The sequence below is a fragment of the Humibacillus xanthopallidus genome, from assembly GCF_006717145.1.
Taxonomy (GTDB): domain Bacteria; phylum Actinomycetota; class Actinomycetes; order Actinomycetales; family Dermatophilaceae; genus Humibacillus; species Humibacillus xanthopallidus.
Genome location: NZ_VFQF01000001.1, coordinates 2,190,946 through 2,217,445 on the forward strand (window position 1 = coordinate 2,190,946; position 26,500 = coordinate 2,217,445).

Genomic DNA, 26,500 nt, shown 5'->3' on the forward strand with positions numbered 1-26,500 from the left:
GTCAAGCATTGCTCCACAACCACAGTGGAGCAGCCCCACGAATAGTGGATCTCCCGAGGTGAGGCCTTGCCCGAATCATGGCACAAGAGTGTTTCTGGCGCATTTCGAAGCAGATGCTCGTGAGATTCCTGTTTGACACATCTGTCACATCAGATTGCGCAATACCATTGATGGGCACGACGCGCCGAAGAACCCGTGAGTAACATGGACCCGGCGGGGATTCGCACAGCCGTCGCACCCGCCCATCCCTCAAAAGAAGACGCCCGGTGAGGGAAGTCCGGCGCGGTCCGGGCCCCTACCAGACATACTGGACCCCATGGATGCTCATGCGCTCGCGACCACCTATCGAGTCCCCAGCAACATCGCATGGATCGACGGCGCGGACTTTGGGATGCGCGAGGAACTCTATCTGACGGCGCTTCCGTCAGGTCAGACCGTCCTACTCGAGGATACTGGCCGTCTGATCTGGTTGGTCGCCATGGAAGGAGGCGAGGTGTTAGAGCGCGTAGCTGAGGTGGTCGGACTTCCGCTAGCCGCGATCGAGAGCGACGTCACACGATTCCTTGCTGAGGTCACGACTCGTGGCCTGCTCGCCGGTAGCCTGACCCTACCTCGCAGCGATTGACCGATTCGAAGCGCTCCGACCGTGGATGCTCGTTCAAGCGAACAGGTCGGGCGACGACCAAGGTTCCTGGGATCACGGGCTCAGTGTCTGGCGAAAGCGGCCGAGAGCTAGGATCACCTTCGCACGGCTATGAAGCCCCCACGCTCAAGCGCCCTTCAAGATACAAATATGTCGCACGCAGTCGAATTTGCACATTGCATTATCACAGCGCAACAGGGCTGGTTGCGCCCTTCGGCCAACCGAAGCCATCAGCGACGCCTGAGTTTCCAGCGTCGTCCGTCACCGCGACAGAGCCCGTGTAGGCTTGATTGGACCCACCACTCCACGTGACGCTCCACTGCGTAGCGGATGCGTATGAGTACGTGCCCATAGTCAGGCCGGCTACCGACACCACAACCGTCCCGGCCTCGCTCTTCGTCCCCGAAATTGTGCCGGTCTGATTATTCGTGGAGATCGTCGCCTGCGTCGCGAGCACTGTGGGTCGCACCGTGTCCTTAATCACAGTCTGCGTCGCCGTCACGGACGGCTTGTTCCCTGAGGCGACCGTGGCCGTGAACGTGTGGACTCCATCTGACCACCCTGCAACGACAGAGGACGGAATGACGACGGACCACGTTCCGCCTGACGCCGTTACATTGCTGCTCGTGTAAGAGCCAGTCTTGACGTAGACCTGAACGCCCGCCGTCGCAGTGCCTGACACGGTCACTGTGGCAGTGGGTGCGTTACCAATGTTGATGTAGCGGGTGGGGATCAAAGCGCCGACCGCTTGCGGACTTACGACCACGGACGTGATCGCAATGGCGTCACCTGTTGCGGCAAAGGCCGGGGTGGAACCGACAATGGCAACCGCGGGCACACTCCATGCGCCAGCCTTTAGAACCCTACGACGCGCAACCGACGGGCGCTCGTTGGTCTCCGATGTCTCGCTGATGTGCTCCACGACTTCTCCCCTTTGAACGCCGGCTCTGCACCTCGCGTAGCCATCACCTTAGCCCCATTGACAGAACCGGCCTGACAGACGCTCAAGATTCCAGCCACCATAGGGTCGAGGCCTGCGGCGGATCCTGACGCTCGGCCGTTGACCTCCGTGCGCTCCCACCGAACAGTAGCCTCATCGCATGCCTCGCTGCCTTGGAATCACCGCTCTCGACACACCCCTGCGGCTCACTTTCGCGAGGTCAGTTCCCCAAGCCTTCGTACAGGCTGTCGCCCACGCTTGGTCCCGCTGCCTTGCCGAGAGCGAGCGATCGAGAGTCGGCGCTGTGGAGATCGACCCTGCGCTTCTCGCTGTCCATGCCCCCTTGGACGACTCCCCTGAGGAGTTCCGTTGCGCCCTGCAGCGGCTCAGCCAGGACGTGACCCACTGTCTCATCACCGCCCAGGCCGGCCGCCTGCTGATGTTTCATGCAGCCGCGGTCAGCCATCCGCAAACGGGGGCGAGCATGGTGTTCGTTGCTCCAAGCGGGACCGGAAAGACGACGCTGACCCGTCTCCTGGGGCGCACTCACGGCTACCTCACTGACGAGACCGTTGGCATCGAGCCTGCCACGGGTCGCATCCACCCCTACCCCAAACCGCTCTCCGTTGCCTATGGCGAGAATGGGCGCAAGTTCGAGACATCCCCGGACGATCTAGGCCTCGTGGCCGCTCATCCGGTCCCTGCTGTGGCCCGCATTGTGCTGCTCCGCCGGGAGTATGGTGCCCCCGCGCCCGCTAGCGTGGAGGAACTTGACGTCCTGGACGCCGTGGCTGCGCTCATCCCCGAGACCTCCGCACTGAACCGTCTGCCACGGCCTCTGCAAAGCGTCGCGGAACTCCTCACCCGCACAGGGCCACTGGTCCGGCTGTCCTATCACGAGGCAGGGGAGCTCGTACCCCTCGTGTTCAGGATGTTCGAGGACGCAGCATGAATGGGCGCTTCGTGCGGGGAGATGCACTGGACGCACTCGAGTCCGACGGTGAAGCGCTACTACTCCTTCCCCCTGATCGGGTGGTCCGGCTCTCACCGATCGCGACGATGATCTTCAACTCGGCCTCCAGCGCCGTTTCGTTGGAGGACCTCGCACCAGTCGTGGAGGAACGTTTCGGTCCGCCCGCTGGTAGGGCCATCGCGGAGGCCGTGAGTGAGATCGTCGACGGCCTTGTTGCGGTTGGCGCGCTAGAGCTGGCCCCCGATGTCTGAGCTTCCCACCATCCCCGTGCGGCTCCGCGTCCATCTGGCGCATGCGACGGTGCAGGCAATCGCCGAAGAGGTGGGTGCCGACATCCTCCACATCAAGGGCCCGGCCGTGGACCCTGCGCTTCGTCCTGAGGGCCGCGCGAGTGCGGACGCGGATGTGCTGGTCCACCCCGCTCACCTGAAGCGGTTGTTGGCTGGTCTAGAGCGACATGGCTGGCAACAGGTCACGACGCTGAGGAGTGGTGGCCTGGTGGAGCACTCCACCAACTGGTATCACGGCGAACTCGGCCAGGTAGACGTCCACCTGCGCTTTCCCGGGATCCAAGTCACGCCCGAGCAAGCCTTTGATTTGCTCTGGAAAGACCGCGGCGTGCAGGAGGTCGCTCATCGCGCGTGTGTCGTCCCCCGGCTGGCGGCTCAGCGGCTTGTCTTGCTGCTGCATGCAGCACGCGACATGCGAAGCTACGCCGACGACGTCACCGCTGCGTGGACCAACGCTTCCGGGTCGGAGCGGGAGGAAGTCCGCGCGCTGGCACGCCAGTTCGACGCGGAGGTGGCGCTCGCCGCGGCAACGGGCCAACTGGAGGGTTGCCGCGATCGGCCCGAGTACGAGCTGTGGCGGCTCTACGCCGACGGCATGATGACCACCAGCGGGTTCAGGAGAATGAGGGCCGAGATCAAGGCACGGCCGGCCGGCTACAGGATGGTCCACGTCAGAGTCATCGCGTATGCCGTCAGCGCGGTCGTCCGCGTGCCGCAGCGGCTCACGGTGCAGTTGGCCCGAAAACCCACCATGAGCGAGATTCGCGCGGGCTACGTCGCGCTTCTCCGCCGAGGCGCGGATGTGGTGAGGCCCCGGACTCGTCTCTGACCGATACAGGGCGGCACCGGAAGCATGTTAGGGCGCCCTGCGCCCAATGAATGCGGGGACGATCCGGATCAGGGCGGCGTCGATCTCGTCGGCGCAGCGCCGAGCGGCAGCACGACCCCGTCGATACGGGTCGCGCACATCCCAGGTCATCGAGTCCGGCATGCTCATCGCCCGAACCTCGTCCGCGAGATCCCGGCCATGAACCCCTGAGGTCGCGAGATGCAGCCCATCCGCGAAATGCTGCAGGCCAAGCACCTTGCCCACATGATGAGGCCACAGGTCGAGGACTCGCATCCGCTGGCCGAACTCGAATGTGAGCACGAGGTCGGCCTCCGTCACCAGTTCTTCACCTAAACACCGGCTGACATGCCCCGCGGGATCTCCCCCGCGCGCCAGCAACTCGGTCGCCATCGCGGGATCCATGCCACGACCGGGGACGCCGGGGATGCCCGCGCTCGAGACCACCACCGGGTGACCGCGGAGAAGGTGCGAGGCCCGCCGCTCGGCATACGGCGACCGTGAAATGTTGGCGGTGCAGACGAAGAGGACCCGCAGCGGGGTCAAGGCGCTTTCCTCGCGACGGATCACGTGCCCACGCTACCGGCGGCTCCCGCACGGCCAAGCGCCGCCGTCGCCCCAACTGCGCCCGACCGTGGACTGGGACCCAACGCTGTTAACCTGCGCCGAGCACCGCGTGAGTCGAAAGCAGACATACCGAGGAGAGTCACAGTGAAGGTCGTTGTCACCGGGGGGGCTGGCTTCATTGGGTCGAACCTCGGCAAAGAGCTGCTGCAGCGCCCCGAGATCGACGAGGTCCTTGCTCTAGATGACCTGTCCACGGGTGCGCGGGCCAACCTCGAAAGCACCGGCATCCGGCTTCACGAGGCCTCCATCCTCGACCCGGCGGCTCTGGACGCGGTCTGCGACGGCGCCGACGCGATCGTTCACCTCGCTGCGCTGCCCTCGGTCCCCCGATCGGTCATCGACCCCATCGCGTCGCACCACGCAAACGCGACCGGCACGCTCGAGGTGCTGCAGGCAGCGCGCAGAGCCGGCAATCTGCACGTTGTCGTGGCGTCGTCGTCGTCTGTATATGGCGCCAACCGCGAGCTGCCCAAGCGCGAGAGCATGCGCACTGCGCCCATCTCGCCGTATGCCGTGAGCAAGCAGGCGACGGAGGCCTATGCCTTGTCCTTCGGCCACACCTACGACCTGCCCACCCTCGCCTTCCGATTCTTCAACGTCTACGGCCCGCTTCAACCGGCGGGACACGCGTATGCCGCCGTGGTGCCAGCCTTCGTCGATGCCGCGCTTCGCGGCGTCCCGTTGACCGTTCACGGTGACGGAGAGCAGACCCGCGACTTCACCTTCGTCGGAACGGTGACCCGCGTGATCGCCGACGCCGTCATCCGCAAGGTGTCCGACCCGGACCCCGTCAACCTCGCCTTCGGCAGCCGCACCTCCTTGAACGGGCTCATCGACGATCTCGGTGAGATCCTCGGCGGGCGCCCCGCGGTCGAGCACGTCGCCTCTAGGGCTGGCGACGTCCGTGACTCGCAGGCCGACAACGCGCGGCTGCGTCGACTCTTCCCCGACGTCGAACCCGTGTCACTCCACGACGGGTTGAGAGCCACCGTCGACTGGTTCCAGACGCTGCCCGACTACCAGCGCTAGCCCGTGCGCTGGCCGCTGCACCACATCGGCAAGCCCGTGCTCGCGGGTCTGGCGCTTCTTGTCGCGTGGATCCTCTGGGCCGCGATCTGCGCTGGGGCGGGCGGGCAGCCACTCGCGCTCACGTCGCCCTACGTCGCCGCTCCCGTCGGGCTGGGCGTCGGCGTCGCAGCGGGCTCCTTTGTCGCCACCCGCTCGAGCGCGCCGGTTGTGCCGCTTGCCCTCATGACGCTGACGGGAGCGCTCATCGTCGGCGTCATGTGGACCGATGGGCCGGCGAAGAATCCCCTCGGCTATGCCAACGCCAACGCGGCACTGGCCGTCCAGCTCATCGGGCTCTCGGGCCTCGCCCTGTTGAGCCAGGTCGGCAAGCGGCGCATCTTGCTCGCCTTGTCGGCGATAGGCGCCTTCGCTGTGATCGTCATCAACAGTTCGCGGGCCGGGATCGTCGTCGCCATCCCACTACTCGTGGTCGTCGCCGTCAGCGCATGGCGGCCCACCCGTCGCCAGAGGGTCGCGGTGATCGCGGGCATGGCAGGTCTGGCAGTCTCGACGCTGGCCGCAGCCGTCATCGTCAGCTTGGCGGCTCGCGACGAGTGGCCGAACTGGGCCACCACCGCCTTCGACTCGGCCCGGCGTTCCCTGTGGCACGACGCCTGGCAGATCTGGTCGACCCATCTCGTTTTCGGCGTCGGGCCCGGCAACTTCGAGCGACTCAGCGCCCTGGGCCACGACTCCGACACTGCCGCGGCACACTCCTCCGTGCTTCAGGTCGGGGCCGAGACCGGCACTGTCGGTGTCGTCCTCCTCGGACTCACCGTCGTCGCGGGCCTGCTGTGGGCAGGAAGGGGCCGACCGGCATACGCCGTCGTCGGTGCGGCCGCGTGGACGGCCCTGCTCGTGCACTCTCTCGTCGACCACCTGGTCGACTTCCCCGCCATCGTGGTCGCGGGCGGCATGGTGATCGGCTGGGCCGGAGCGACCACACGCGAGTCAGAAGAGCTCGACATCCCCCAACGTGAGGGTCCAGTCGCCCACCGGCGGGGGTGACACCGCAAGCGGGCGCGTCGTGAGCAGCGGCCCCTGACCCACCAGCGGGAGAAGTCCCGCAGAGGGGCCGGTTCGCAGCCCGATGGCGTAGTCCGCGCCCGTCTCCTTGAGCATCCGCCGCATCAGCTGCGTGCCAGTGCGCCAGTCAGGCACGAGCTGCTCGAGCACGACCGCTTCGACCGAGACTCCACGCTGGCGGAGCCTGAAGACCATGCCGCCCTCAGCCGGGTCGGTCGTGGCAAGAAGCAGCCGATAGCGCAAGGGGCCGAAGGCCGTTCGCCACGCGAGGTATTCGGGAGTCCTGTTGGTTCGGTATCCCTGGCTCGGTGCGTGCGTGAGGAGAGCGTCTGCGACAGATCTGTCTTCGAACGCCTCGACTGCATCGAGACCTGCGGTCGTTGGCTGCGACCACATCGCGGCAGGCACGCGGGAGTTCACCATCGTCCGAAGCGAGCGCGGGCGCGCAGGGAGGACCCCCACGGGCAGCCGTCTTGCCACGCTCCAGCCCATCTTGAGATAGCCCGGCCGGCTCTGGTCGTTGGGAGTGTTGAAGACGAGCCCGTCGCCCGCCAGCGTCAACTCGGCGACACCCTGCAGGGTGAGCCTCCGGAAGATCCCCATGCCCTGGTATGCCGGGTCGGTCGCCGTGTCGACAGCCCGCACCGCCCGCACCTTCCGACCGTTCCCGTCGATGAACTCCCACCGCAAGAAGGTCCGGTAGCCCACGATGCGGTCGTCGTGAAGGGCCACCCAGGCAGGGGACTCCCCGAACGCGTTATCGCGGTGCTTCCAGTGGAGAAACGCCTCGTAGTTCGGGTCGTCCCCCTTCCCGAGAGCTGCCTGAAGCAACGGGATGACCGCAGGCTCGTCCGTCGGCTCGGCCCGCCTGACGACGAGATCCTTCGCCTGCACTGTGCTCGTCACTGCTGCGACTCCCCTGGTTGGTACGCTTCGCGCGTTTGCGGCTCGTGCCGACCTCGTTGTCCGCCAAGGGGACCCGAGACCTGAGAGGTGAGTCTATTGGGCACCGCCCCGACTCCGGGAGATCGGACCAAGATCCTCTGGCTCATCAAGGGTCTGGGGCCCGGTGGCGCTGAGCAGCTGCTCCTGCTCTCTGCGCGCGTTGCTGACCGCGACCGCTTCGACATCCGGCTCGCCTACGTCAGGCCCGACAAGACACACCTCGTGCCGGAGTTCGAGGCTCTAGGCCTCGTGCCGCACCGGCTCGGTGAGGGAACGGGCCGGCCGGGTGGCTGGCTACCCGAGCTGCGGCGGCTCATGGCCGAGGTGGACGTCGTGCACGCGCACTCGCCCGTGCTCGCCTCGGCCGCGCGGCTCGCCGCTCGGACCCTGCCCCGGGGCAGACGCCCCGTCGTGGTGACCACCGAGCACAACGAGTGGACGAGCCACCGCGCTCCGACGCGACTGCTCAACGGTCTCACCGCGCCGCTCGACGCCCACCACTGGGCGGTCTCGGAGCAGGTGAAGCACACGGTCTGGCCCTCGCGACGCGTGAGCTACGAAGTGCTCATCCATGGCATCGACACGCAGGCGGCACCGGTCGACCCCTGGGAGCGCGAGCGCGTGCGCGCCGAGCTCGGGGTGTCTGAGGATGAGGTCCTGTCTCTCACGGTGGCGAACCTGCGCAAGAACAAGGACTACCCGAATCTCCTCCGAGCGGCGCGGATCGCACTGGATGCCGAGCCCCGCCTGCGCTTTGCCGCGGTCGGACAGGGTCCGCTGGCCGACGCGGTCTCGGCACTGCACGCCGAGCTCGGGCTCGGCGACCGCTTCGCACTGGTGGGGTTTCGCCGCGACGTGAGATCCCTCATGGCCGCTGCTGATGTCTTCACCCTCGCATCAGCGCACGAGGGACTGCCCGTCGCCGTTATGGAGGCCTTTGCAGCTGGTCTCCCTGTGGTCGCGACGCGTGTCGGTGGCCTGCCGCACCAAATCGACGAGGGCGTGCACGGCCTCCTCGTCGAACCGGGCCAGAGCGCCGAGCTGGCTGAGGCGCTCGTCGCCCTCGCGCAAAACGCACCCCGGCGCGCGCGGATGTCATCTGCGGCGTTGAGCCGTGCGTCCTCCTACGACATCCGCAACGCGGTCACGAAACAACAGCAGACGTATGCCGCCGTCGTTAGTTCGCAGCGCCGTCAAACCACGCCTGCAGCATGAGAACCGTCCACAGGGCGTAGTCGTTGTTGCGGCGTCCAGAATCGTGCTCGGCAAGCGCCGCGGCGATGGGTTCTGGACGAAGGAGGCCCTGCCCGCGCAACCGCTCGGGCGACAGCAGGTCGTGCGACCACTCCCGCAACGGCCCTCGGAGCCACTCGGCGATGGGGGGGTCGAAGCCCACTTTCGGCCGGTCCCAGAGCTGGTGGGGCACGTACTGGCTGAGGATCTCTCGCAGCAGCCACTTGCCCCGCCCATGGCGCATCTTCGCGTTGTCGGGGAGGCGCCAGGTGAGCTCGACGAACTCGTGTGACAGGAACGGCACGCGCACCTCGAGCCCGACAGCCATGCTCGCGCGGTCGACCTTGACGAGCATGTCGTCCGGCAGGGTGCTGAGTTGGTCAGCCAGCAGCATCGAGCCCAGGGCGCTGGCCCCAGCAAGTGCGGGACCAGGCAACGGGCTGTGCCATGGCGCTTGCGTCATGGCAACCTCTGGGTCCCACTGGGTGGCAAGAATCGTGTAGGCCCCCCACGGGTCGTGCGCGGACAGCACCCCAGCCAGCTTGTGTACCTTTGTCCCGACATCAACCTGCTGCCCAGGAGCGATTCGGGCCACTCGCGCCCACCCGGTCGGCGGAACCGCCTTCAAGGAGCGTGAGATTGCGGCTCGTGTCGCCCGCGGGAGGGCCAGCATCCGGGCGAGCCCGCCCTGCGCCATCTGGTAGCGGTTGTAGCCACCGAGCAGTTCGTCCGCACCATCACCGCTCAGGCACACCGTGACGTGCTCCCGAGCTGCGGAGCAGAGCAAGGCGGTCGGGATGGAAGAGGGGTCGGCGAACGGCTCGTCGTGCATCGCCGCCGCCCGGAGTGCCATCTTCACGGCATCCATCTCAGGCAGGGGCAGTGTGGTGTGGTCGGTGCCGAGGTGACTCGCGACGCGAGCTGCGGACTCTGACTCGTCTCCGTCGCCTCCGACGGCGACGGTGAAGGTCTTGACCGGCCGCGTGCTGACCTGTTGGGCCAGCGCCACGATCGTCGAGGAGTCGACTCCGCCGGAGAGGAACGCGCCGACCGGGACGTCGGCCACGAGCCGCCGCTGCACTGACTCTCGCAGGGCAGAGTCCGCGAGCTCCACCAGCTGTCGATCGGGAACCTTCAGTGGTTTGGACAGACCTTCCGTTGCCACGTAATGGAGCGACCAGAAAGGCACTGGCGGGCCCGCTTCACCGGTTGCGCTTACGTGCACGATGCAACCTGGGGGCAGCTTGCCGATGCCTGTGACGATCGAGTGAGGAGCCGGCACGAAGCCCCACCTCAAGTAGGCCGCAACGGCTTGGGGATCCGGTTCAGTGCTGGCCTGCGGCAGTCGACGGATCGCCGTCAGCTCGGAGGCGAAGACAAAGGACGGGCCAAGCCTGCCGAAGTAGAGCGGCTTCTCGCCCATCGTGTCTCGAGCCAGGACGAGGGTCCGGTCTCGTCGGTCCCACGCGGCGAGGGCAAACATGCCATCAACCGCCGAAACCGCTTCTCTGACACCGCGTTTCGCGATGAACTCGAGGAGCACCTCCGTATCGGAGTGACCTCGCAGCCTAAGCCCCTCAGCCTCGAGCCACTTCCGGTGATCGGCGTGGTCGTAGATCTCACCATTGAGAACGAGGACCCATCTGCCGTCGGCGGACGTCATCGGCTGGTGGCCGGCCGCGGACAGGTCGACGATCGACAGTCGCCTGTGGCCCAGCGCCACTCCCGCCTCAGGGTCGACCCAGGTGCCCGCATCATCCGGACCGCGGTGCGCGACCGCCAACGACATCCGGCCGAGATCGTCGACCAGGCTGCGGCTCCCCCGAGCCATGAGTCCAACCAACCCGCACACCCGCGACTCCTCGCTTCGCCCCCGTGGCCCGGGTCCAGAGCCGAAGGCCGAGTGTAGAGCGCTTTGGTGGGAACTGGGGCAGGATGCTCGCATGAGCGACCCCGGGGAGAGCCCAGCCGTGCGGGCTCGCGTCCTGTGGGTCATCAAGGGTCTGGGGCCGGGGGGCGCTGAACAGCTTCTCGTCTCCTCGGCGCGCGTCGCCGACCATGACCGCTTCGCCTACCGCGCGGCATACGTCCGGCGCGACAAGGCCCAGCTGGTGTCTCGACTGGCTTCGTCAGGTGTGCCCGCTCTGCTGCTGGGGTCGGGCCGCTTCGGCGCGATCATCTGGCCCCTCCGCCTGCGAAGGATCATGAAGGACACGGACGTCGTGCATGCGCACTCGCCTTTGGTGGCAGGGGTCACCCGTCTTGTGGCACGGACCCTGCCACGCCACCGGAGGCCGGTGACCGTGTCGACGGAGCACAACGTCTGGGGCAACTTCTCCGCGCCCACCCGCATCCTCAACGCAGTCACCTGCGGCCTGGACGCGCGTCGTTGGGCGGTCTCGCGTGAGGTCCGACGGTCGATGTGGCGACCGCTGAGAGGCAGAGCGGAGGTGCTCGTGCACGGCATCGTGCAGTCCGATGCGAACCCGCCCGGCGGGACCAGGGAGAGGGTGCGGGGTGAGCTGGGCATTTCCGACGACGCCGTCGTGGCGATCACGGTGGCGAACCTACGTCGAGAGAAGGACTATCCAAACCTTCTCCGCGCAGCAAGCCTTGTGCTGCGCCGGGATCCGAGCATCGTGATGATCGCCGTCGGGCAGGGTCCGCTGGTGGACGAGGTCCACGCTCTTCACCGCGAGCTCGGGCTGGGCGAGCGGTTCAAACTGCTGGGGTACCGGACGGACGTCCCCGACCTGCTTGCTGCGTCTGACCTGTTCGTGCTCGCCTCAGCCTTTGAGGGGCTACCGGTCTCGATCATGGAGGCGATGGCCGCTGGCCTCCCCGTCGTCGCCACTTCGGTCGGCGGAGTCCCCGAGGTGGTCGTCGAAGAAGAGACAGGTCTCCTCGTTCGGCCCGGCGACTCGGACGCCCTCGCCGATGCGGTGCTCGCTCTAGCTCAGGACGCCCCCCTCAGGCTAAAGCTGGGCGCGCGCGCGGCCGAGCGGTCGCAGGCCTTCGACATCAGGGCTGCTATCCATGAGCAGCAGCGAGCCTATGCTGCGCTCGCACGTCGCTAAGCGCGCAGGCCAACCTTCTTGGCAAGGCCCACGACACCTGCATACGCCCGTTCAGGCACCAGACCGCCGGTGAGCTTGGCGGCGAAAAAGGCGTCAGGGTCGCTCTGTCTCACTGGAACCCTCCTCAGCCGCATGCGATCTGTGTCGGGCAGGTTACGCCCTAGTTGCCCGGTCGACGCGCTGCGGAAGCGAGACCGCAGTTCATCTTCCATCGCGGGCACCGAGACACCCCACGGATAGGTGAAGTGCGCCGGGGTGACCCCGAGATGATGCTCTGTGGCCTCGGTGCAGGTATCGAGCTCTTCCACGCTCAGGCTCTGCGGAGGCACGTGGCGGTGGGTGTGGTTCCCGATCGTGCATAGGCCTGAGTCGACCATCTCGGCGAGCTGGGCCCAGGACATCCCTATACCAGAAGAGCCTTTCGCCGTCGATCCTTCCCAGACCATAGGTCTCGAGACGAACCCAGAGGCAAGGTAGACGGTGAACGGAAGGCTGTGCTCGCGGAGGTGCGGCCAGGCGTTGGTGTGGACATCTTCAAAGCCGTCGTCGAACGTAAGCACGACGCTCTCACGCGTGTCGCCAGCGTCAAGCCTGTCGAGGGCGGTGTCGAGCGCAACGACATCATGGCCCTCGAGCAGGCGCACATGTCTCGCAAACCTCCCGCCGGGCACGTCAAGCTCGTCGCGTGTGCCGCCACCGATCCGGTGGTAGATCAGTAGCGTGGCGCCGTCCCTCTTCCCGGCAGGGTTGGCTAGCGCCAGACCCTGCTTCAACTGGCCTCGAAGTCCTCGCCAGGCGCCTGTCGCGTCGGGTCCCGCGTCATCGGTGCGCATCGTAGAACTCACTCTCGAGCTGATCACTGGAGACTTTCCTGCGGGCGGGAAGGCACAGCAGAACGAGGAAGAATGGGATCATAAGGACGCGCTGCCGGGCAAGGATACCGAAGTTGCCCAGTCCCGAGAACGCCCACATGAAGGCCAAAGTATAGACGACGCTGAAAACGACGTAAGGATTGTGCCGCAGAAGCTTCGGCAGTCCCCGCAACTGCGGCCAGGCCCGCACAGTAAGAATGAGGAGAAAGAATCCTTCGAGGCTCTGCACGAGAAGTTGGACACTGTGCGCCTCCCACGTGAACGGGCGGAAGAGTACAGTCGCGAGCGCAGCCGGGATTCCGGTCACGGAAGTCAGGGGCACCGGGCTGAACTCCGAGCCTCCTTGCACTGTCTGCTCGCTGCGAAAGGTGACGGTCTCGGACAGTGCCTGCCAGTTGAAGTCGTCGATGCCGAGAAAAGTTGCCGATTTCGTGGAAATTACATACGCTGCTCCACCCAAGATGGCGATTCCACCGACCTTTCTGAGGATATCTGTCGACGCCGACCCGCTCGGTCGGAACAACTGTGCGACCAGCACGCCGGCAAAAAGCAGTACGGCTATGTGGGGACGGATGAGCGTCGTCCCGACTGCCCCGACGGCAAGCAACCCAAGGGCACCACGCTGGCGAACGAACATCTTGGCGGCGCCGAGCGCCGTGACACCAACAAAAAGCATCAGCCAAGACTCCTTGCCAATGCTCGACGGCCAGTAGAGCAATGACGGGAGCAGCAGCACCAAGAGCGCATACCGCCGACCGTCACCCTCTGGTAAAGAGATCCGAAAGGCGCGAAATAGGAGGTATTGGCCCCAGAACGCGAACGATCCAAAAACGAGAAAGCCTGCGAGAGGCGAGGGTCCGATGACTGTGTAGATCGCTGTAGTAATCAGTTCCATGTACTGCGTGCCCTGCGCAGACCCCCAGTCCCATACGACGAAGCCCTGGCGCCACAACCCGTACTGACCGGCAGCGTAGACGTTGTAGCGTTCGGCGTCTGCTGCACCGCCATAGACACCGTACGCGACTAGGTAACGCACCAATGCGCCGACGATCTTGGCAGCTAGGGCGACGCTCAGGATCGCGGGGAGCCAAGGCTCACCACTACCTCGAGTAACCCGCCTGATGAGCATCAGGTTGAGGAGGATAATCATCGGGGTGACCAAGATGGCGCCCCACACGTTGTACGACTGCGAGTCGAGCGCCCAGGAAAACACGGCACTCAAGGCGCCACCTACGAGGCCTGCGACAACGACGGCAATCCGCGAGACTGACGTTCGCGGCATGAACTGACTCAAAGTGACGACGACGACGTGCGTCGCGTTTGTCTGGAGTCGGGATCAGACTTCGAGTCGACATCGTGCGCCGGCCTTTTAGCACGCGCACCCTGTGCCCCGCCTATAGAGCGGCCCCGCTTCTGCTTGCTGACTCCATAGCCATATCCATACCCGCGGCCATAGCCGTAGGTGCTCCGCTCGGTGCGGACGCCCACGATAAGCACGCCGCTGACAGGTACGTTGAAACGCCCCAATAGCTCGGAGACACGGCGCCCCGCCACCTCCGTGATGCGGCCGTTGCGCACCACCATTAGGACTGTGTCGACAAGCGGGAGCAGATCGAAGACGTCGCTCGCGGCAAGCAGGGGCGCTGTGTCGATGAGGACGATGTCTGCCAGACCACGCGTCTCGCTTAAGAGGCCACCCATACGGCTCGCCAATGACGCCGGGTGGGACAGACGTGTACCCGCCGTGATGATACGCACGTCCGGGATGCTCGTGGGGCGGATGAGTGCTTCGAGTGAAGCGTCCTCGGGGCGGCTGAGGTAGTCCGATAGTCCTGCGCCTTGGGGGACGTCGAAGAGATCGTGCGTGTCCGGCGAGCGAAGGTCCGCGTCCAGTACGAGCACCCTCAGCCCCGTCTCGGCAAAGCTCGCGGCTAGGTTAGCGACGCTGGTCGTCTTACCCTCGCCTGGGTAGGCGGAGGTAACGAGGATCAGACGCCCTTGTGCCGCGGCGTACCCCCGCGGCACATCAGTTGAAGAGACTGATGCGCCCGCATGCTGGCTTGCGGTGTGGGCGAGGGCCGTGCGGGCCGCACGGTAGGAGTCGGAATAGGGGCTGAGCGGCTGCTCCGCCACTCCGATCGATGGGCTACTGCGCTGTGAGCGATTGAGCCGCGGCACCTCGGCGATGATCGGCAGGCGCAGGGCGGCGGCGATCTCCTCGCGTGTACGCAACCTCGAGTCCAGGCGGTCGAGCACTAGTGCCAGCGCCAGACCAGCGAGGAGGCCCAGCATGGCGGCCAGCGCGGTGCGGAAAGCGCGCCCAGGGGGCACTACGAAGCCCCCTCCCGTGACGTTCGGGATCGGCGTCGCTCGCTGGAGGATAGTAACGGTGGCGTTGCCGGTGCCCGGCCGGCTCTGCTTGAAGAAGGCCACGGTCTCATCGGCGAATGCGTTGGCGACTGCTGCGGCCCGCTGTCCGTCCGGCGCCGTTGCCGCCACGGTCAGCGCGGCGGCGTTGAAATCAGGCGTGACCGTAAGCCCCGAAGCCAACATCGCGGGGTCACCGGTGTAGCCAAGCTTCGCTGCGGCACGGCGTGGGATCTCACCCGTCGTTAAGTAGAGGGCGATGCGGCCCATCTGCGCCGTTGAGTCCGCACTGGTGCCGACGAGCAACGTTGCCGTCGCAGTGTAGGAACTTGCCTTCTGCGCTGTAGCCGTCTGTGCAGGGGTGACGAGCCACATGATGGCCGCAGCGGACAGCGCGCAGGCAACGATCACCGGCCACCGGTGTCTGAAGACCTTGAGATAGTCCTTGAGCGTCATACGGTTTTCTCCCTGGGGCTCTCGGCGCTGCGGTCTTCCGCTCAGGGGGCCAGCAGTAAGCCCTGCCTGTCGATGGGCAGTAAACCACGATCCTATCCGACGGCGAGCAGCCACTCTCCGGGAGATTTTTGACGGACGTTTGCAGGGGAGGCTTTGCCCTGCGACCATCATGCGGTGACGGCAGACTCGGGTGCGCCAATGAGCGACCGCCCCTTGCGGATTGCCCATCTGACGACTGTAGACATGAGCCTCGCTCTGTTGCTTGGGACCGAGTTGGCGGTGGACATCGAGCAGGGGCACACGGTCTTTGGCATCAGCGCGCCGGGGCCGTATGTCGAACGGATCGAGTCGCTGGGCGTGACGCACGTGCCCGTCGTGAAGCTCACCCGCTCTTGGGATCCGAGGAGCGACGCCGCCGCCTTTCGGGGGCTGGTGCGGACGATCCGAGGTCTAGAGCTCGACGTGCTGCACACACACAACCCCAAAACGGGCGTCATGGGTCGAATCGCCGGGCGGCTGGCCGGCGTGCCTGTCGTCGTAAACACGTGCCACGGTCTTTGGGCGCTGCCAGACGATCACATCGCCAAACGCTCATTCGTCTACGCGCTTGAGGGACTCGCGGCGCGCTTCTCAGATTTTGAACTCTTCCAGAACGCCGAGGACCTAAGGACCCAACGGTGGGCCCTCAAGCGCGGCCGTCACCGCGTTGTTGGCAACGGCGTCGACCTCGGGCGCTTCTCGCCGGACCCTGAGGGTCGTCGCCGGGTGCGGTCCGAGCTCGGTATCGCCCACGACCAGTTGTTGGTCGGAACCGTCGGTAGGCGAGTGCGCGAGAAGGGGCTTGCCGAGTTCACTCAGACAGCGAACCGCCTGGCTAACAAGGCGGCGTTTGTCTGGGTCGGTCCCGCAGACGAGACGGACGGGCGTGCTGATGCCGAAGTCTGCGGGGCAAGTGCGGTTCGCTTCGTCGAGGAACGACAGGACATGCCCTCGGTCTACTCGGCTTTGGACGTCTTCGTCCTCGCCTCTTACCGAGAAGGTTTCTCCCGAGCCTCGATGGAGGCGGCAGCATGTGGGGTGCCCATGGTCCTCACCGATATCCGCGGCTGCCGGGAGATTGGCGACGATGGGATCCACCTGCTTCTCGCCTCCCCGAACAGCGCTGAATCGTTGACCCGCGCCGTGGACCGCCTGCTCGACCATCCGGACCTCCGTGTCCTGCTGGCGGCCGCGGCACGTACCCGTGCACTCGAGCGGTTCGACCAGCATGCCGTCGCGCGCCTGTCTATGGAAACCTATGCGGCTGTCGCGCATCGGAAAGGAGCAGCGCTAGGACTTGTGGACGATAATCGAACCACGGTGTTGCACGTTTTGCCCTCTGATCTAGACCGTGGCGCTCAGGTATACGCAGGACGGTTGCGTGACGCACTCAAAGGCGACCCGAGCCAACGCCACCTGGCCGCCTCCCTTTTCGAGGCTCCCGAGGCCGCGCTGCGCGCAGATGTGAGATTGCATGTCCGCTCAGGACCCATGCGTAGGGCAGGTCTCGATCCGCAGGCAGTAACCCGCTTACGACGCGCGGTGCGCAAGAACCGGGTCAACGTGATTGTCGCCCACGGGGGTGAGTCGCTGAAGTATGCCATTGCGGCCGCTGGGCGCACCCCCACCATCTATTACAAGGTGGGGCTCTCGTCGAACGAGCTAGCGCGAGGTTACCGCAAATGGCTCTACCGTTTCCTAGCAGCGCGCGCGACGCGGGTCGTTGGGGTCTCCGAAGCAATAGTCCAACAGGCCAACAACCTGCTTCGCATACCGCGCGGCAAACTCACACTTATCCCCAATGGTAGGGACCCAAGCACCTATTCTCCGCCTCCAGCGGAGGCAGGGAATATAGATCGAGCCCTTGTCCTATTTGTCGGGCACCTCGAGCCGGGCAAGAGGCCTGGACTGTTTCTCGACGTCATCGAGGTGCTGCGCTCTCGAAATGTGGAATTTGGCGCGGCGATCGTCGGTGACGGTCCATTGCGGCACTCCCTGGGCGCTCGCGCGGCGGCGCTGGGAGTGAACCTGATGGGTGTCCGAACCGATGTGCCCCAACTACTTCGCCAGGCCTCTCTCTTGGCTATGACGAGTGATTTGGGCACCGAAGGAATGCCAGGAGTACTCATCGAGGCGGGGCTGAGTGGCCTCCCAGTCGTATCGACCGCTGCAGCCGGTGTGGCCGACATAGTCGACGACGGTGTAACCGGTTTCGTGATAACTACAGACCGGCCAGAAGATATCGCCGATCGAATCGAAGAACTACTGGCAGACGGTCGACGCCACAGGGACATGGGCACTCAAGCCCGGCTCCGTTGCGAGAGGCTTTTCTCGATCGACGCCACGGCCAACCTTTGGTGGTCGCTCGTCGCCGGCCAGATCGAAGATGGCTCCGTCAACACCTCACGGTCCTGGAGAGGACGTGGACTTACTGGCGCCTCAGCAGTCAAGGACCAAGATCAAGCAGGCGCCCTATGAACCTCAAGGGCAATCCGACGGACAAGAGAATTGGTAGAACTTTAGGATTTAGGAAACTACTGTCAAGGCATCAGGGGCAAATGGCATTGCTCGCCGCGGTCTCCTTCTTCGGCGCACTGCTCGAGGCCTTCTTCCTCGTAACCGTTACAGGGGTCGCGATGGCGCTAGTTGGGGAACGACCTGCAGTTGGTCCAATCCTTGGGCAAACAGTCGCTCTCGGACACGCGTTACTCATCGCCGCCATTGTCCTCATCGTGCGACTTATTCTCAATATGGCTGGGGTCCGAACCTCGGCCGATCTTGCCGCCAACGTGACCACTGATCAACGATTCGTCCTGTCACACGCCTACCTTGAGACGGACTGGCCCACTCAACAGGCTGAGCCAGCGGGACGATTGCAGGAACTCCTCACGACCTTTGTCCTTCGAGTAAACAACACCGTCGTGACACTGACGCAAGCGGTAACCGCCCTCCTCAGCCTTTTAGCATTTCTTGGGGCCGGCCTTTTGGTAGATCCGGGATCGACGCTGGGGGTCTTGGTGGCGCTGACGCTCGTTGGAGCAATTCTGGCCCCCCTGCGGCAAAGAATCCGGCGACATGCTGCCGCCTCCGCCGGTGCTGGCGTGAACTTTGCAAACGCTGTTTCAGAATTGGGCTCATTCGGTCTGGAAATGCACACATTTGGCGTGGAACGCCAGATCTCAGACAGAATCGATGAGCTCACGCACCAAGCCACGGGTACCCAACGCAGAGTCCTGATACTGACTCAGTCTCTGCCCCCGGTATACATATCGCTCGCCTATGCCGCCGTCCTAGGAGGGGTCGGGGTCTTGACGCTGGTCGGCGTCGACAGCCTCACGGTCATCGGCACCGTGATGCTCCTGATGCTGCGCTCTCTCAGCTACGGCCAGCAACTCGCGACCGCCAGCGGTTCGCTCGCCGCCAACGCCCCGTTCATTGATCAGATTCGCACCACAGTGGAGCGCTATGAATCGCACGCCGCAGGCGCCGGGCACCGCATCCCAGGCGCCGTGACACCGCTGGAGGCCCTCGAGGTCGAGTTCGCGTACACGCCCGAACGGGTGACTCTCTTCACCGCGACATTCCAGATTCAGCCGGGCGAAGTCGTGGGAGTCATCGGCCCATCAGGGGCTGGAAAGTCGACCGTGGCTCAGTTACTGCTAGGACTCAGGCAACCCACTCGGGGCAAAGTGCGAGTCGACGGAGTGGACCTGCGCGATGTAGACAAGCGGTGGTGGAGCAGCAGGGTTGCGTTCGTCCCCCAGGAAGCCCGACTCCTCACCGGCACCGTCGCCGAAAACGTTCGCTTCTTTAGGAACGGCATTGACGACTTGATGATAGTTGATGCCTTGACACAGGCGAACATCTTGCAGGACGTCGAAGCACTTCCGAGCTCCTTCAACACCCATCTTGGCCAATTGGGTGCGCACCTCTCTGGAGGTCAGCGGCAACGCCTATCCATTGCCCGCGCACTAGCCGGCAAGCCAGAGCTTCTCGTACTCGATGAGCCAACGTCGGCCTTGGATGGAGCCAGCGAGTCCCTTATTCGTGACACTCTTGAAGCGTTGAAGGGGCAGGTAGCGGTAGTGATCATCGCCCACCGTATGTCAACCTTGGATATGTGCGACCGCATCATGGTCCTTGAGGCCGGTCGGATCACCGCCTTTGACTCGCCTGCCAACCTTCACCGAGATAGCGCCTTCTACAGGAACGCTCTAGCGGTCGCGGGCATCTCAATGACGTCGAAGGACTAGAGATTGCGACTCCTCTACGTCATCGACAGTCTCGCGCCCGGCGGAGCCGAAACCTCCTTGGTTGAGATGGCGCCGGGCCTGATCGCTGGCGGTATCGACCTTCACATACTCCCGTTGGGAATGCGGCTGGACCTAGCGCATAGCATACGGAATGCGGGCGCGGTCATCCATCAGCGGGACTCGCGAGCAGGGCGGGCCGCAAACTTTAGGGCAGTTCTGAAGGTGGCCCGCCGGACGTCGCCGGATCTGGTGCATACGACGCTTTACGAAGCAGACGTCGCTGGGCGTGCGGCCGCGAAGGCTTTGGGTATTCCTTCATCAACGAGCATTGTGAACGACTCGTACGGCTCATCGCACTACGCTGAATCGATGACGGCGAAACTCCACGTCGCCCGCGCGCTGGACGCCTGCACAGCCCAATTCGCGAATGGCTTCCACGCCATTTCTGAAGCTATAGCGGGCACCGTTCCGCATCGCCTTGGTATCGCCCGCAGCAGAGTCACCGTAATCCCGCGGGGGCGAGACCCCCATGCATATCGGTACCGCGATTCCGAACTGCGCCGCAATACGCGTGGCGCACTCGGCATCCCGGACGATGCGAAAGTTATTCTCGCGATTGGGCGCCTCGAGCCTCAGAAGGGCCTTCATCACTTGCTCAACGCATTGCCGGCCGTTTCACGTGCTCATCCAGATGTGCTTACGCTCGTCGCCGGCAAGGACGGGAGGTCTGCATCTTCACTGCGCTCCAAGGTCGAACAGGATCGAATGAGGGTTCACTTTCTTGGTCATCGCCATGATATTCCGGCTCTCCTCTCCGCCGCAGACGTCTTCTGTTTTCCCTCAGAGCGCGAAGGCTTTGGCGGCGTGCTGATGGAAGCGATGGCAGTGGGTTGCCCGATTGTTGCTTCATCGATCCCGACCACCCTTGAGGTTCTCAATGGGGACGAGCATGCACTTACCGGAATTGCGACTGCGCCGGGAGATGCGGAGGCCATCGCTCGGGCATTGACTCGGGTCTTAGGGAACGCCCAGGAGGCAGCCGCAATGGCAGCTGCGGCCCGGTCATCCTTTGAAAGAAGATTTGACATCAAGCACATTAACAAAGCCATGATTGCGTTTTTCGAGAATGCGTATAGCTGAGCCAGATTAGTCAAGCCCGAGTCTTGCCGGCTTAGCCCGGATCGTTCACGTGTCGTGATCTGACACCGGTCCCGAACGCGCAAAAGTGCCTGTCGCGTAACGAGGCTCATCACAATCCAGGGTGTAGGCGGGGTCTGAATCTTCCGGTCTCGAGCAGGGATCTGGTGATGTAGTTGGTGAGGTTGCGGAAGCCCAGGGCGGAGCCGCGCAGGTCCTCGAGCCGGCCGTTGATCGCCTCGGTCAGGCCGTTGCTCGTGCCGGGCCGGTCGAAGTAGGCCAGCGCATCGGCGGCGCGCTTCGCTCAGCGATCTGCACCGCCGTCGCCCCGGAAGCCGTCCGAACCTTCCGCACGAACACCACGAGCGCGACCCTACCGGCCCGCTCAGTGTGTGTACGCGCCCCAACGCAACGCCTTGACCAGCACAAACGCTCGGCTAGTCGCCGAGATCACCGAAAGTGGCACGACTCAGGTCGGGTTCATGCACTGCTGCTACTGCCCCCCGTCACGGTGAGGGCAGAGGCATACAAGGCTCATCCCAATCGAGGGTGTAGTTGTGGTCTGAACCCGCCCGCCTCGAGTAGGCATCTAGCGATGTAGTGGGTGAGGTTGCGGAAGCCCAAGGCGGAGCCGCGGAGGTGCTCGAGCCGTCCGTTGAGGGCCTCGGTCGGACCGTTGGACCTGTGAAGTGTCCTGAGTCTCCCGGAGGGCTGGTTGTTTACGCGACCTCCGGGTTGGGGGCCACGGTCTTAGCCTGGCGGTGGGCGTGCTCGTATTCAATCGGGTGCAGGTTCCCCATCGAGGAGTGCAGGCGCCGGTGGTTGTCCCAGTGGACCCAGCGGGCGACCTGCCACTCGACCTCGCGGCGGTCGGCCCAGGCGGGTCCGGTGATGTCGATGGCCTCGGTCTTGAACAGGCCGCTGGTGGACTCGCACAGCGCGTTGTCGAGCGCGTCCCCGACGGTCCCGATCGAGCCGGCGATCCCGGCAGCGATCAGCTCGGCGGTGAACGCCACCGACGTGTACTGCGATCCGGCATCCGAGCGGTGCACCAAACCTGTTGATGTCCAATGGGACTCACGCCGGGCGCGGACGTTGAGCGCCTGGCGCAGCGCGTCGGTGACCAGCGCCGTGTGCTTGCTCGTGGTGACCCGCCACCCGAGGACCCGTCGGGAGAACACGTCGACGACGAACGTGACGTACACGAACCCGGCCAGCGTCCACACGTAGGAGAAGTCAGCCACCCACAGCTGGTCCGGCCCGGTCGGGGCGTCCCAGCCGCGGTGCACCAGGTCCGGGTGACGGGCCGCCGCCTCGTCGCGCCTCGTGGTGACGGTGCGGTGCCGGCCGCGGGAGGACGCCGTGGATCCCGGCGACCTGCATCAGCCGGCCGACCTGGTCGCGGGCCACCTCGATCCCTGCGCGGCGGGCTGCGTGCCACATCTTCCGGACCCCGTACACGCCCCAGTTCTCCTGCCAGAGGGTCACCAGCGCGTTCACGAGGTACGCCTCCTCCAGCGCCGCGTCAGAGACCGGAGCAGCCTTGTGGGCGTAGTAGGTGGACGGCGCGATCTTCACGCCGTGCTCCGACAGCACGGCACAGATCGGCTCGACGCCGAACCGCTCCCGGTACTCATGGGACTGCTGCACGGATAGGTGACACCTGATCTGTGGCGCTGAAGGGCGCCGCTGGAAGGATGTTCACCGTGCCCAAGCCCTACCCCAAAGAGTTCCGTGACGACGTCGTGAACGTTGCACGCGGCCGTGAACCGGGCCAGTCGCTCAAGCAGATCGCGGCCGACTTCGGCATCGCCGAGTCCTGCCTGCGCAACTGGATGCGCGATGCCGACGTCGAGGACGGCATCAAGCCAGGAGCCACAGCGGCCGAGAATGCCGAGTTACGCGAGGCCAGGAAACGCATCCGTCTGCTCGAGCAGGAGAACGAGGTCCTGCGCCGAGCCGCGGCGTACCTGTCGCAGGCGAACCTGCCGGGAAAATGATGTACCCGCTCGTCCGCGAGCTGGCCGCCGATGGGATTCCCGTCGCGGTGACGTGCCGGGTCCTGAAGATCGCCCGCCAGCCGTACTACCGCTGGCTGGCTGCACCGGTCACCGCGAGCGACAGAGCCGAGGCCCACCTGGACAACGCGCTGTTCGATGCCCACCGGGACGACCCCGAGTTCGGCTACCGGTACCTGGCCGACGAAGCCCGCGACGCCGGCCTCCAGGCCTGTGACCGGACCATGTGGCGGGTCTGCTCGGCCAACGGCTGGTGGTCGGCGTTCGGCAAGAAGCGGGGCAAGAACGGTAAGAGACCCGGACCTGCCGTCCACGACGACCTCGTCAAACGCGTCTTCACCGCCCCGGACCGGAACCGGTTGTGGCTCTCGGACATCACGGAGCACTGGACCGGTGAGGGCAAGCTCTACCGGTGTGCGATCAAGGACGCCCTACTCCAACCGGATCGTCGGCTACTCGATCAGCGACCGGATGACCTCCCGGCTGGCCGTCGCCGCCCTGAACAACGCCATCGCCCGACGCGGGCAGGTCGCCGGCTGCATTCTGCACACCGACCGCGGATCGCAATTCAGGTCAAGGAGATTCGTCCGCGCTCTGCACCGGCACGGCATGGTCGGCTCGATGGGCAAGGTCGGCGCGGCCGGTGACAACGCCGCCATGGAGTCATTCTTCGCCCTGCTGCAGAAGAACGTCCTCAACCGTCGAGCCTGGGACCTGACTCGTGCCACTTTTGGCGATCTCGGCGATTAGCCGAGCGTTTGTGCTGGTCAAGGCGGTGCGCTGAGTCGCGTTGACACACTAAGCGGGCCGTTGCACGCGGCCGTGAACCGGGCCAGTCGCTCAAGCAGATCGCGGCCGACTTCGGCATCGCCGAGTCCTGCCTGCGCAACTGGATGCGCGATGCCGACGTCGAGGACGGCATCAAGCCAGGAGCCACAGCGGCCGAGAATGCCGAGTTACGCGAGGGCAAGAAACGCATCCGTCTGCTCGAGCAGGAGAACGAGGTCCTGCGCCGAGCCGCGGCGTACCTGTCGCAGGCGAACCTGCCGGGAAAATGATGTACCCGCTCGTCCGCGAGCTGGCCGCCGATGGGATTCCCGTCGCGGTGACGTGCCGGGTCCTGAAGATCGCCCGCCAGCCGTACTACCGCTGGCTGGCTGCACCGGTCACCGCGAGCGACAGAGCCGAGGCCCACCTGGCCAACGCGCTGTTCGATGCCCACCGGGACGACCCCGAGTTCGGCTACCGGTACCTGGCCGACGAAGCCCGCGACGCCGGCCTCCAGGCCTGTGACCGGACCATGTGGCGGGTCTGCTCGGCCAACGGCTGGTGGTCGGCGTTCGGCAAGAAGCGGGGCAAGAACGGTAAGAGACCCGGACCTGCCGTCCACGACGACCTCGTCAAACGCGTCTTCACCGCCCCGGACCGGAACCGGTTGTGGCTCTCGGACATCACGGAGCACTGGACCGGTGAGGGCAAGCTCTACCGGTGTGCGATCAAGGACGCCCTACTCCAACCGGATCGTCGGCTACTCGATCAGCGACCGGATGACCTCCCGGCTGGCCGTCGCCGCCCTGAACAACGCCATCGCCCGACGCGGGCAGGTCGCCGGCTGCATTCTGCACACCGACCGCGGATCGCAATTCGGGTCAAGGAGATTCGTCCGCGCTCTGCACCGGCACGGCATGGTCGGCTCGATGGGCAAGGTCGGCGCGGCCGGTGACAACGCCGCCATGGAGTCATTCTTCGCCCTGCTGCAGAAGAACGTCCTCAACCGTCGAGCCTGGGACAGCCGCCAACATCTGCGGATCGCGATCGTCACCTGGATCGAGCGCACCTACCACCGTCGACGCCGTCAAGACGCCCTCGGACGATTGACCCCCATCGAGTTCGAGACCATCATGACCAAACCTGCCACTCAGGCAGCCTGACCCCACCTGTCACCTATCCGTGCAGCAGTCCCCCCTGTAAGCATCCCCGGATGCTTCTCGAGGACGTTATCCACCAAATCACCTGACTCGTGCCACTTTTGGCGATCTCGGCGATTGGCCGAGCGTTTGTGCTGGTCAAGGCGGTGCGCTGAGTCGCGTTGACACACTAAGCGGGCCGGTAGGGTCGCGCTCGTGGTGTTCGTGCGGAAGGTCCGAACGGCTTCCGGGGCGACGGCGGTGCAGATCGCTGAGCGTCTGGACGGACGAGACCGGGTACTCGAGCACCTCGGCTCGGCGCACACCGAGGCCGAGCTCGCCGCCCTCGTCGCGGCCGCCCGCCGCAAGGTGTACCCGGGACAGGGCGAGCTGGACCTGAGCGCAGGCGCGGTCCCGGCCGGGCACGCGGTGATCACCTCCAAGTCCAGCGCGGTGCTGTGGCAGGTCCTGGCGGGCGCGTACACGCGGCTCGGGTTCGATGCCATCGACGATGTGGCGTTCCAGCAGCTGGTGCTCGCCCGGATCATCGAGCCGACGTCCAAGGCCGACTCGCTGCGCGTGCTTGAGGAGGTCGGGGTCGCCCACGCGTCGTTGCGCACCATGTTCCGGTCGCTGGCCCGTGCCCAGGAGCGCGGCTACCGCGACGTGCTCGCGGGCGCGTGCTTCACCCACGCCACCGCGAGCGGGGATGTGTCGCTGTGCCTGTACGACGTCACGACGTTGTACTTCGAGGCAGAGAACGAGGACGAGCTGCGCAAGGTCGGCTACTCCAAGGAACGCCGCGTCGACCCGCAGATCGTCGTCGGCCTCCTCGTCGACCGGGGCGGCTTCCCGTTGGAGATCGGCTGCTGGGAAGGCAACACCGCAGAGACGACCACGATGATCCCGATCATCCGTCAGTTCCAGCAGCGCCACTCCCTGTCGGACATGGTCGTCGTCGCCGACGCCGGGATGCTGTCCGCGTCGAACCTGAGAGATCTGGACTCGGCGGGGCTGCGGTTCATCGTCGGCTCCCGGGTGACGAAGGCGCCGGCGGACCTGGCGTCGCACTTCCGGTGGCACGGGGACGCGTTCACCGACGGGCAAGTCATCGACACCATCACCCCACGCGTCGCCACCACCGCCGCCCGGGGCGTCAACGACGTCAACAAGAAGACGGAGCCGACCTGGGACCCGGCCGTGCACGACCGGTCCTGGCGGGCCGTGTGGGCCTACTCCCGCAAGAGGGCCGCCCGCGACGGGAAGACCCTGACCCTGCAGGAGAACCGCGCCCGTGCCGTCGTGGCCGGGGAGAAAGCCGCCCGCACACCGCGGTTCGTCACCACGAAGCACGGCACCCAGTCACTGGACGAAGCGTCCCTCGCCCGAGCGCGGCGCCTAGCCGGCCTCAAGGGCTACGTGACGAACATCCCCGCGGACGTGATGCCCGCCGGTGAGGTGATCGCGAGCTACCACGACCTGTGGCAGGTCGAGGCCTCGTTCCGGATGAGCAAGAGCGACCTGCGGGCTCGGCCGATCTTCCACCACACCCGCGAGTCGATCGAGGCCCACCTGACCATCGTCTTCGCGGCTCTTGCCGTCGCCCGCTACCTGCAGGACGCGACCGGGATGAGCATCAAGAAGCTCGTGCGCACGCTCCGGCCGCTGCAACTGATGACCCTGACCATCGCCGGGCACGAGCACACCGCAGCCGACCCCCTCACCGACACTGGCCGCGACATCATCATCGCTACCGGCACGAACTGGCCGACACACTAAAGC

At 65.4% G+C, this 26,500-nt stretch carries 19 protein-coding genes and 5 pseudogenes; 14 read left to right on the plus strand and 10 right to left on the minus strand.

The window, feature by feature from the left end; all coding sequences use genetic code 11:
- The first annotated feature begins 316 nt into the window (after window positions 1-316).
- Window positions 317-625, plus strand: a complete 309-nt coding sequence (locus FHX52_RS09615) for a hypothetical protein (RefSeq protein WP_141821684.1) — start codon at window positions 317-319, stop codon at window positions 623-625.
- Between the two features lie 202 nt (window positions 626-827).
- Here FHX52_RS09615 and FHX52_RS09620 read toward each other — a convergent pair whose 3' ends face one another.
- On the minus strand, window positions 828-1,565 hold the full coding sequence (locus tag FHX52_RS09620; RefSeq protein WP_141821685.1) for a hypothetical protein: 738 nt from the start codon (window positions 1,563-1,565) through the stop codon (window positions 828-830).
- A 322-nt stretch (window positions 1,566-1,887) separates the two neighbouring features.
- Between FHX52_RS09620 and FHX52_RS09625 the strand changes: the two genes are divergently transcribed.
- The 3 genes from FHX52_RS09625 to FHX52_RS09635 are packed head-to-tail and all read left to right on the plus strand — an operon-like array spanning window position 1,888 to window position 3,675.
- Window positions 1,888-2,535, plus strand: coding sequence for a P-loop NTPase family protein (locus FHX52_RS09625; RefSeq protein ID WP_141821686.1), 648 nt, complete (start codon window positions 1,888-1,890; stop codon window positions 2,533-2,535).
- Complete coding sequence (locus tag FHX52_RS09630) at window positions 2,532-2,807, plus strand: hypothetical protein (RefSeq protein WP_141821687.1); 276 nt, start codon at window positions 2,532-2,534, stop codon at window positions 2,805-2,807. The genes FHX52_RS09625 and FHX52_RS09630 overlap by 4 nt, the downstream gene beginning before the upstream one ends.
- Window positions 2,800-3,675 (plus strand): nucleotidyltransferase family protein, encoded by an 876-nt coding sequence (locus FHX52_RS09635; RefSeq protein WP_141821688.1) that lies wholly within the window; start codon window positions 2,800-2,802, stop codon window positions 3,673-3,675. The genes FHX52_RS09630 and FHX52_RS09635 overlap by 8 nt, the downstream gene beginning before the upstream one ends.
- Window positions 3,676-3,702: 27 nt before the next feature.
- Here the strand turns inward: FHX52_RS09635 and FHX52_RS09640 are convergent, their stop codons facing one another.
- Window positions 3,703-4,263 (minus strand): arsenate reductase/protein-tyrosine-phosphatase family protein, encoded by a 561-nt coding sequence (locus FHX52_RS09640; RefSeq protein ID WP_246069761.1) that lies wholly within the window; start codon window positions 4,261-4,263, stop codon window positions 3,703-3,705.
- 141 nt (window positions 4,264-4,404) lie between these two features.
- On the opposite strand from FHX52_RS09640, the gene FHX52_RS09645 reads away from it, so the two are divergent.
- Window positions 4,405-5,349 carry an NAD-dependent epimerase/dehydratase family protein gene (locus tag FHX52_RS09645; protein WP_141821689.1) on the plus strand — a complete coding sequence of 315 codons (945 nt, stop codon included), beginning with the start codon at window positions 4,405-4,407 and terminating at the stop codon, window positions 5,347-5,349.
- A 3-nt stretch (window positions 5,350-5,352) separates the two neighbouring features.
- Window positions 5,353-6,396, plus strand: coding sequence for an O-antigen ligase family protein (locus tag FHX52_RS09650; RefSeq protein WP_141821690.1), 1,044 nt, complete (start codon window positions 5,353-5,355; stop codon window positions 6,394-6,396).
- Here the strand turns inward: FHX52_RS09650 and FHX52_RS09655 are convergent.
- Window positions 6,340-7,320 carry a GNAT family N-acetyltransferase gene (locus tag FHX52_RS09655; RefSeq protein ID WP_141821691.1) on the minus strand — a complete coding sequence of 327 codons (981 nt, stop codon included), beginning with the start codon at window positions 7,318-7,320 and terminating at the stop codon, window positions 6,340-6,342. The two genes, FHX52_RS09650 and FHX52_RS09655, sit on opposite strands and share 57 nt — an antisense overlap.
- A gap of 96 nt (window positions 7,321-7,416) precedes the next feature.
- On the opposite strand from FHX52_RS09655, the gene FHX52_RS09660 reads away from it, so the two are divergent.
- Complete coding sequence (locus FHX52_RS09660) at window positions 7,417-8,574, plus strand: glycosyltransferase (protein WP_141821692.1); 1,158 nt, start codon at window positions 7,417-7,419, stop codon at window positions 8,572-8,574.
- Here FHX52_RS09660 and asnB read toward each other — a convergent pair.
- Window positions 8,537-10,588 carry an asparagine synthase (glutamine-hydrolyzing) gene (asnB, locus tag FHX52_RS09665; protein WP_141821693.1) on the minus strand — a complete coding sequence of 684 codons (2,052 nt, stop codon included), beginning with the start codon at window positions 10,586-10,588 and terminating at the stop codon, window positions 8,537-8,539. The two genes, FHX52_RS09660 and asnB, sit on opposite strands and share 38 nt — an antisense overlap.
- Between asnB and FHX52_RS09670 the strand changes: the two genes are divergently transcribed.
- Window positions 10,536-11,669 (plus strand): glycosyltransferase, encoded by a 1,134-nt coding sequence (locus FHX52_RS09670; RefSeq protein ID WP_141821694.1) that lies wholly within the window; start codon window positions 10,536-10,538, stop codon window positions 11,667-11,669. The genes asnB and FHX52_RS09670 overlap by 53 nt on opposite strands.
- Here FHX52_RS09670 and FHX52_RS09675 read toward each other — a convergent pair.
- From FHX52_RS09675 to FHX52_RS09685, 3 genes are all read right to left on the minus strand, one after another.
- The gene (locus FHX52_RS09675) at window positions 11,666-12,442 is read right to left on the minus strand and encodes a polysaccharide deacetylase family protein (protein ID WP_246069770.1); all 777 of its coding nucleotides are present in this window, start codon (window positions 12,440-12,442) and stop codon (window positions 11,666-11,668) included. The genes FHX52_RS09670 and FHX52_RS09675 overlap by 4 nt on opposite strands.
- A 46-nt stretch (window positions 12,443-12,488) precedes the next feature.
- Window positions 12,489-13,754, minus strand: a complete 1,266-nt coding sequence (locus FHX52_RS09680; protein ID WP_246069920.1) for a hypothetical protein — start codon at window positions 13,752-13,754, stop codon at window positions 12,489-12,491.
- Window positions 13,755-13,831: 77 nt separating this feature from the next.
- On the minus strand, window positions 13,832-15,364 hold the full coding sequence (locus tag FHX52_RS09685) for a CpsD/CapB family tyrosine-protein kinase (protein WP_141821697.1): 1,533 nt from the start codon (window positions 15,362-15,364) through the stop codon (window positions 13,832-13,834).
- Window positions 15,365-15,562: 198 nt separating this feature from the next.
- Here FHX52_RS09685 and FHX52_RS09690 point away from each other — a divergent pair, with 198 nt between their 5' ends.
- The 3 genes from FHX52_RS09690 to FHX52_RS09700 are packed head-to-tail and all read left to right on the plus strand — an operon-like array spanning window position 15,563 to window position 20,796.
- A complete protein-coding gene (locus FHX52_RS09690) occupies window positions 15,563-17,881 on the plus strand; it encodes a glycosyltransferase (protein ID WP_221630529.1) in 2,319 nt (772 codons plus the stop codon).
- Window positions 17,878-19,656 carry an ABC transporter ATP-binding protein gene (locus FHX52_RS09695; protein ID WP_141821698.1) on the plus strand — a complete coding sequence of 593 codons (1,779 nt, stop codon included), beginning with the start codon at window positions 17,878-17,880 and terminating at the stop codon, window positions 19,654-19,656. The genes FHX52_RS09690 and FHX52_RS09695 overlap by 4 nt, the downstream gene beginning before the upstream one ends.
- A gap of 3 nt (window positions 19,657-19,659) precedes the next feature.
- Window positions 19,660-20,796, plus strand: coding sequence for a glycosyltransferase family 4 protein (locus FHX52_RS09700; protein ID WP_141821699.1), 1,137 nt, complete (start codon window positions 19,660-19,662; stop codon window positions 20,794-20,796).
- A 109-nt stretch (window positions 20,797-20,905) separates the two neighbouring features.
- Here the strand turns inward: FHX52_RS09700 and FHX52_RS09705 are convergent.
- The 3 pseudogenes from FHX52_RS09705 to FHX52_RS24295 form a co-directional block, all read right to left on the minus strand.
- Window positions 20,906-21,094 (minus strand): annotated as a pseudogene (locus FHX52_RS09705) (transposase); the annotation flags it as partial.
- A gap of 233 nt (window positions 21,095-21,327) precedes the next feature.
- Window positions 21,328-21,474, minus strand: a pseudogene (locus FHX52_RS09710) (transposase); the annotation flags it as partial.
- A gap of 38 nt (window positions 21,475-21,512) precedes the next feature.
- Window positions 21,513-22,443, minus strand: a pseudogene (locus FHX52_RS24295) (IS3 family transposase); the annotation flags it as partial.
- A gap of 56 nt (window positions 22,444-22,499) precedes the next feature.
- Between FHX52_RS24295 and FHX52_RS24300 the strand changes: the two are divergent.
- From FHX52_RS24300 to FHX52_RS09745, 3 genes and pseudogenes are all read left to right on the plus strand, one after another.
- A pseudogene (locus FHX52_RS24300) lies at window positions 22,500-23,537 on the plus strand (IS3 family transposase); the annotation flags it as partial.
- Window positions 23,538-23,620: 83 nt separating this feature from the next.
- Window positions 23,621-24,742 (plus strand): annotated as a pseudogene (locus FHX52_RS09740) (IS3 family transposase); the annotation flags it as partial.
- A gap of 192 nt (window positions 24,743-24,934) precedes the next feature.
- Window positions 24,935-26,497, plus strand: coding sequence for an IS1634 family transposase (locus FHX52_RS09745; protein WP_141820155.1), 1,563 nt, complete (start codon window positions 24,935-24,937; stop codon window positions 26,495-26,497).
- Window positions 26,498-26,500 lie beyond the last annotated feature (3 nt).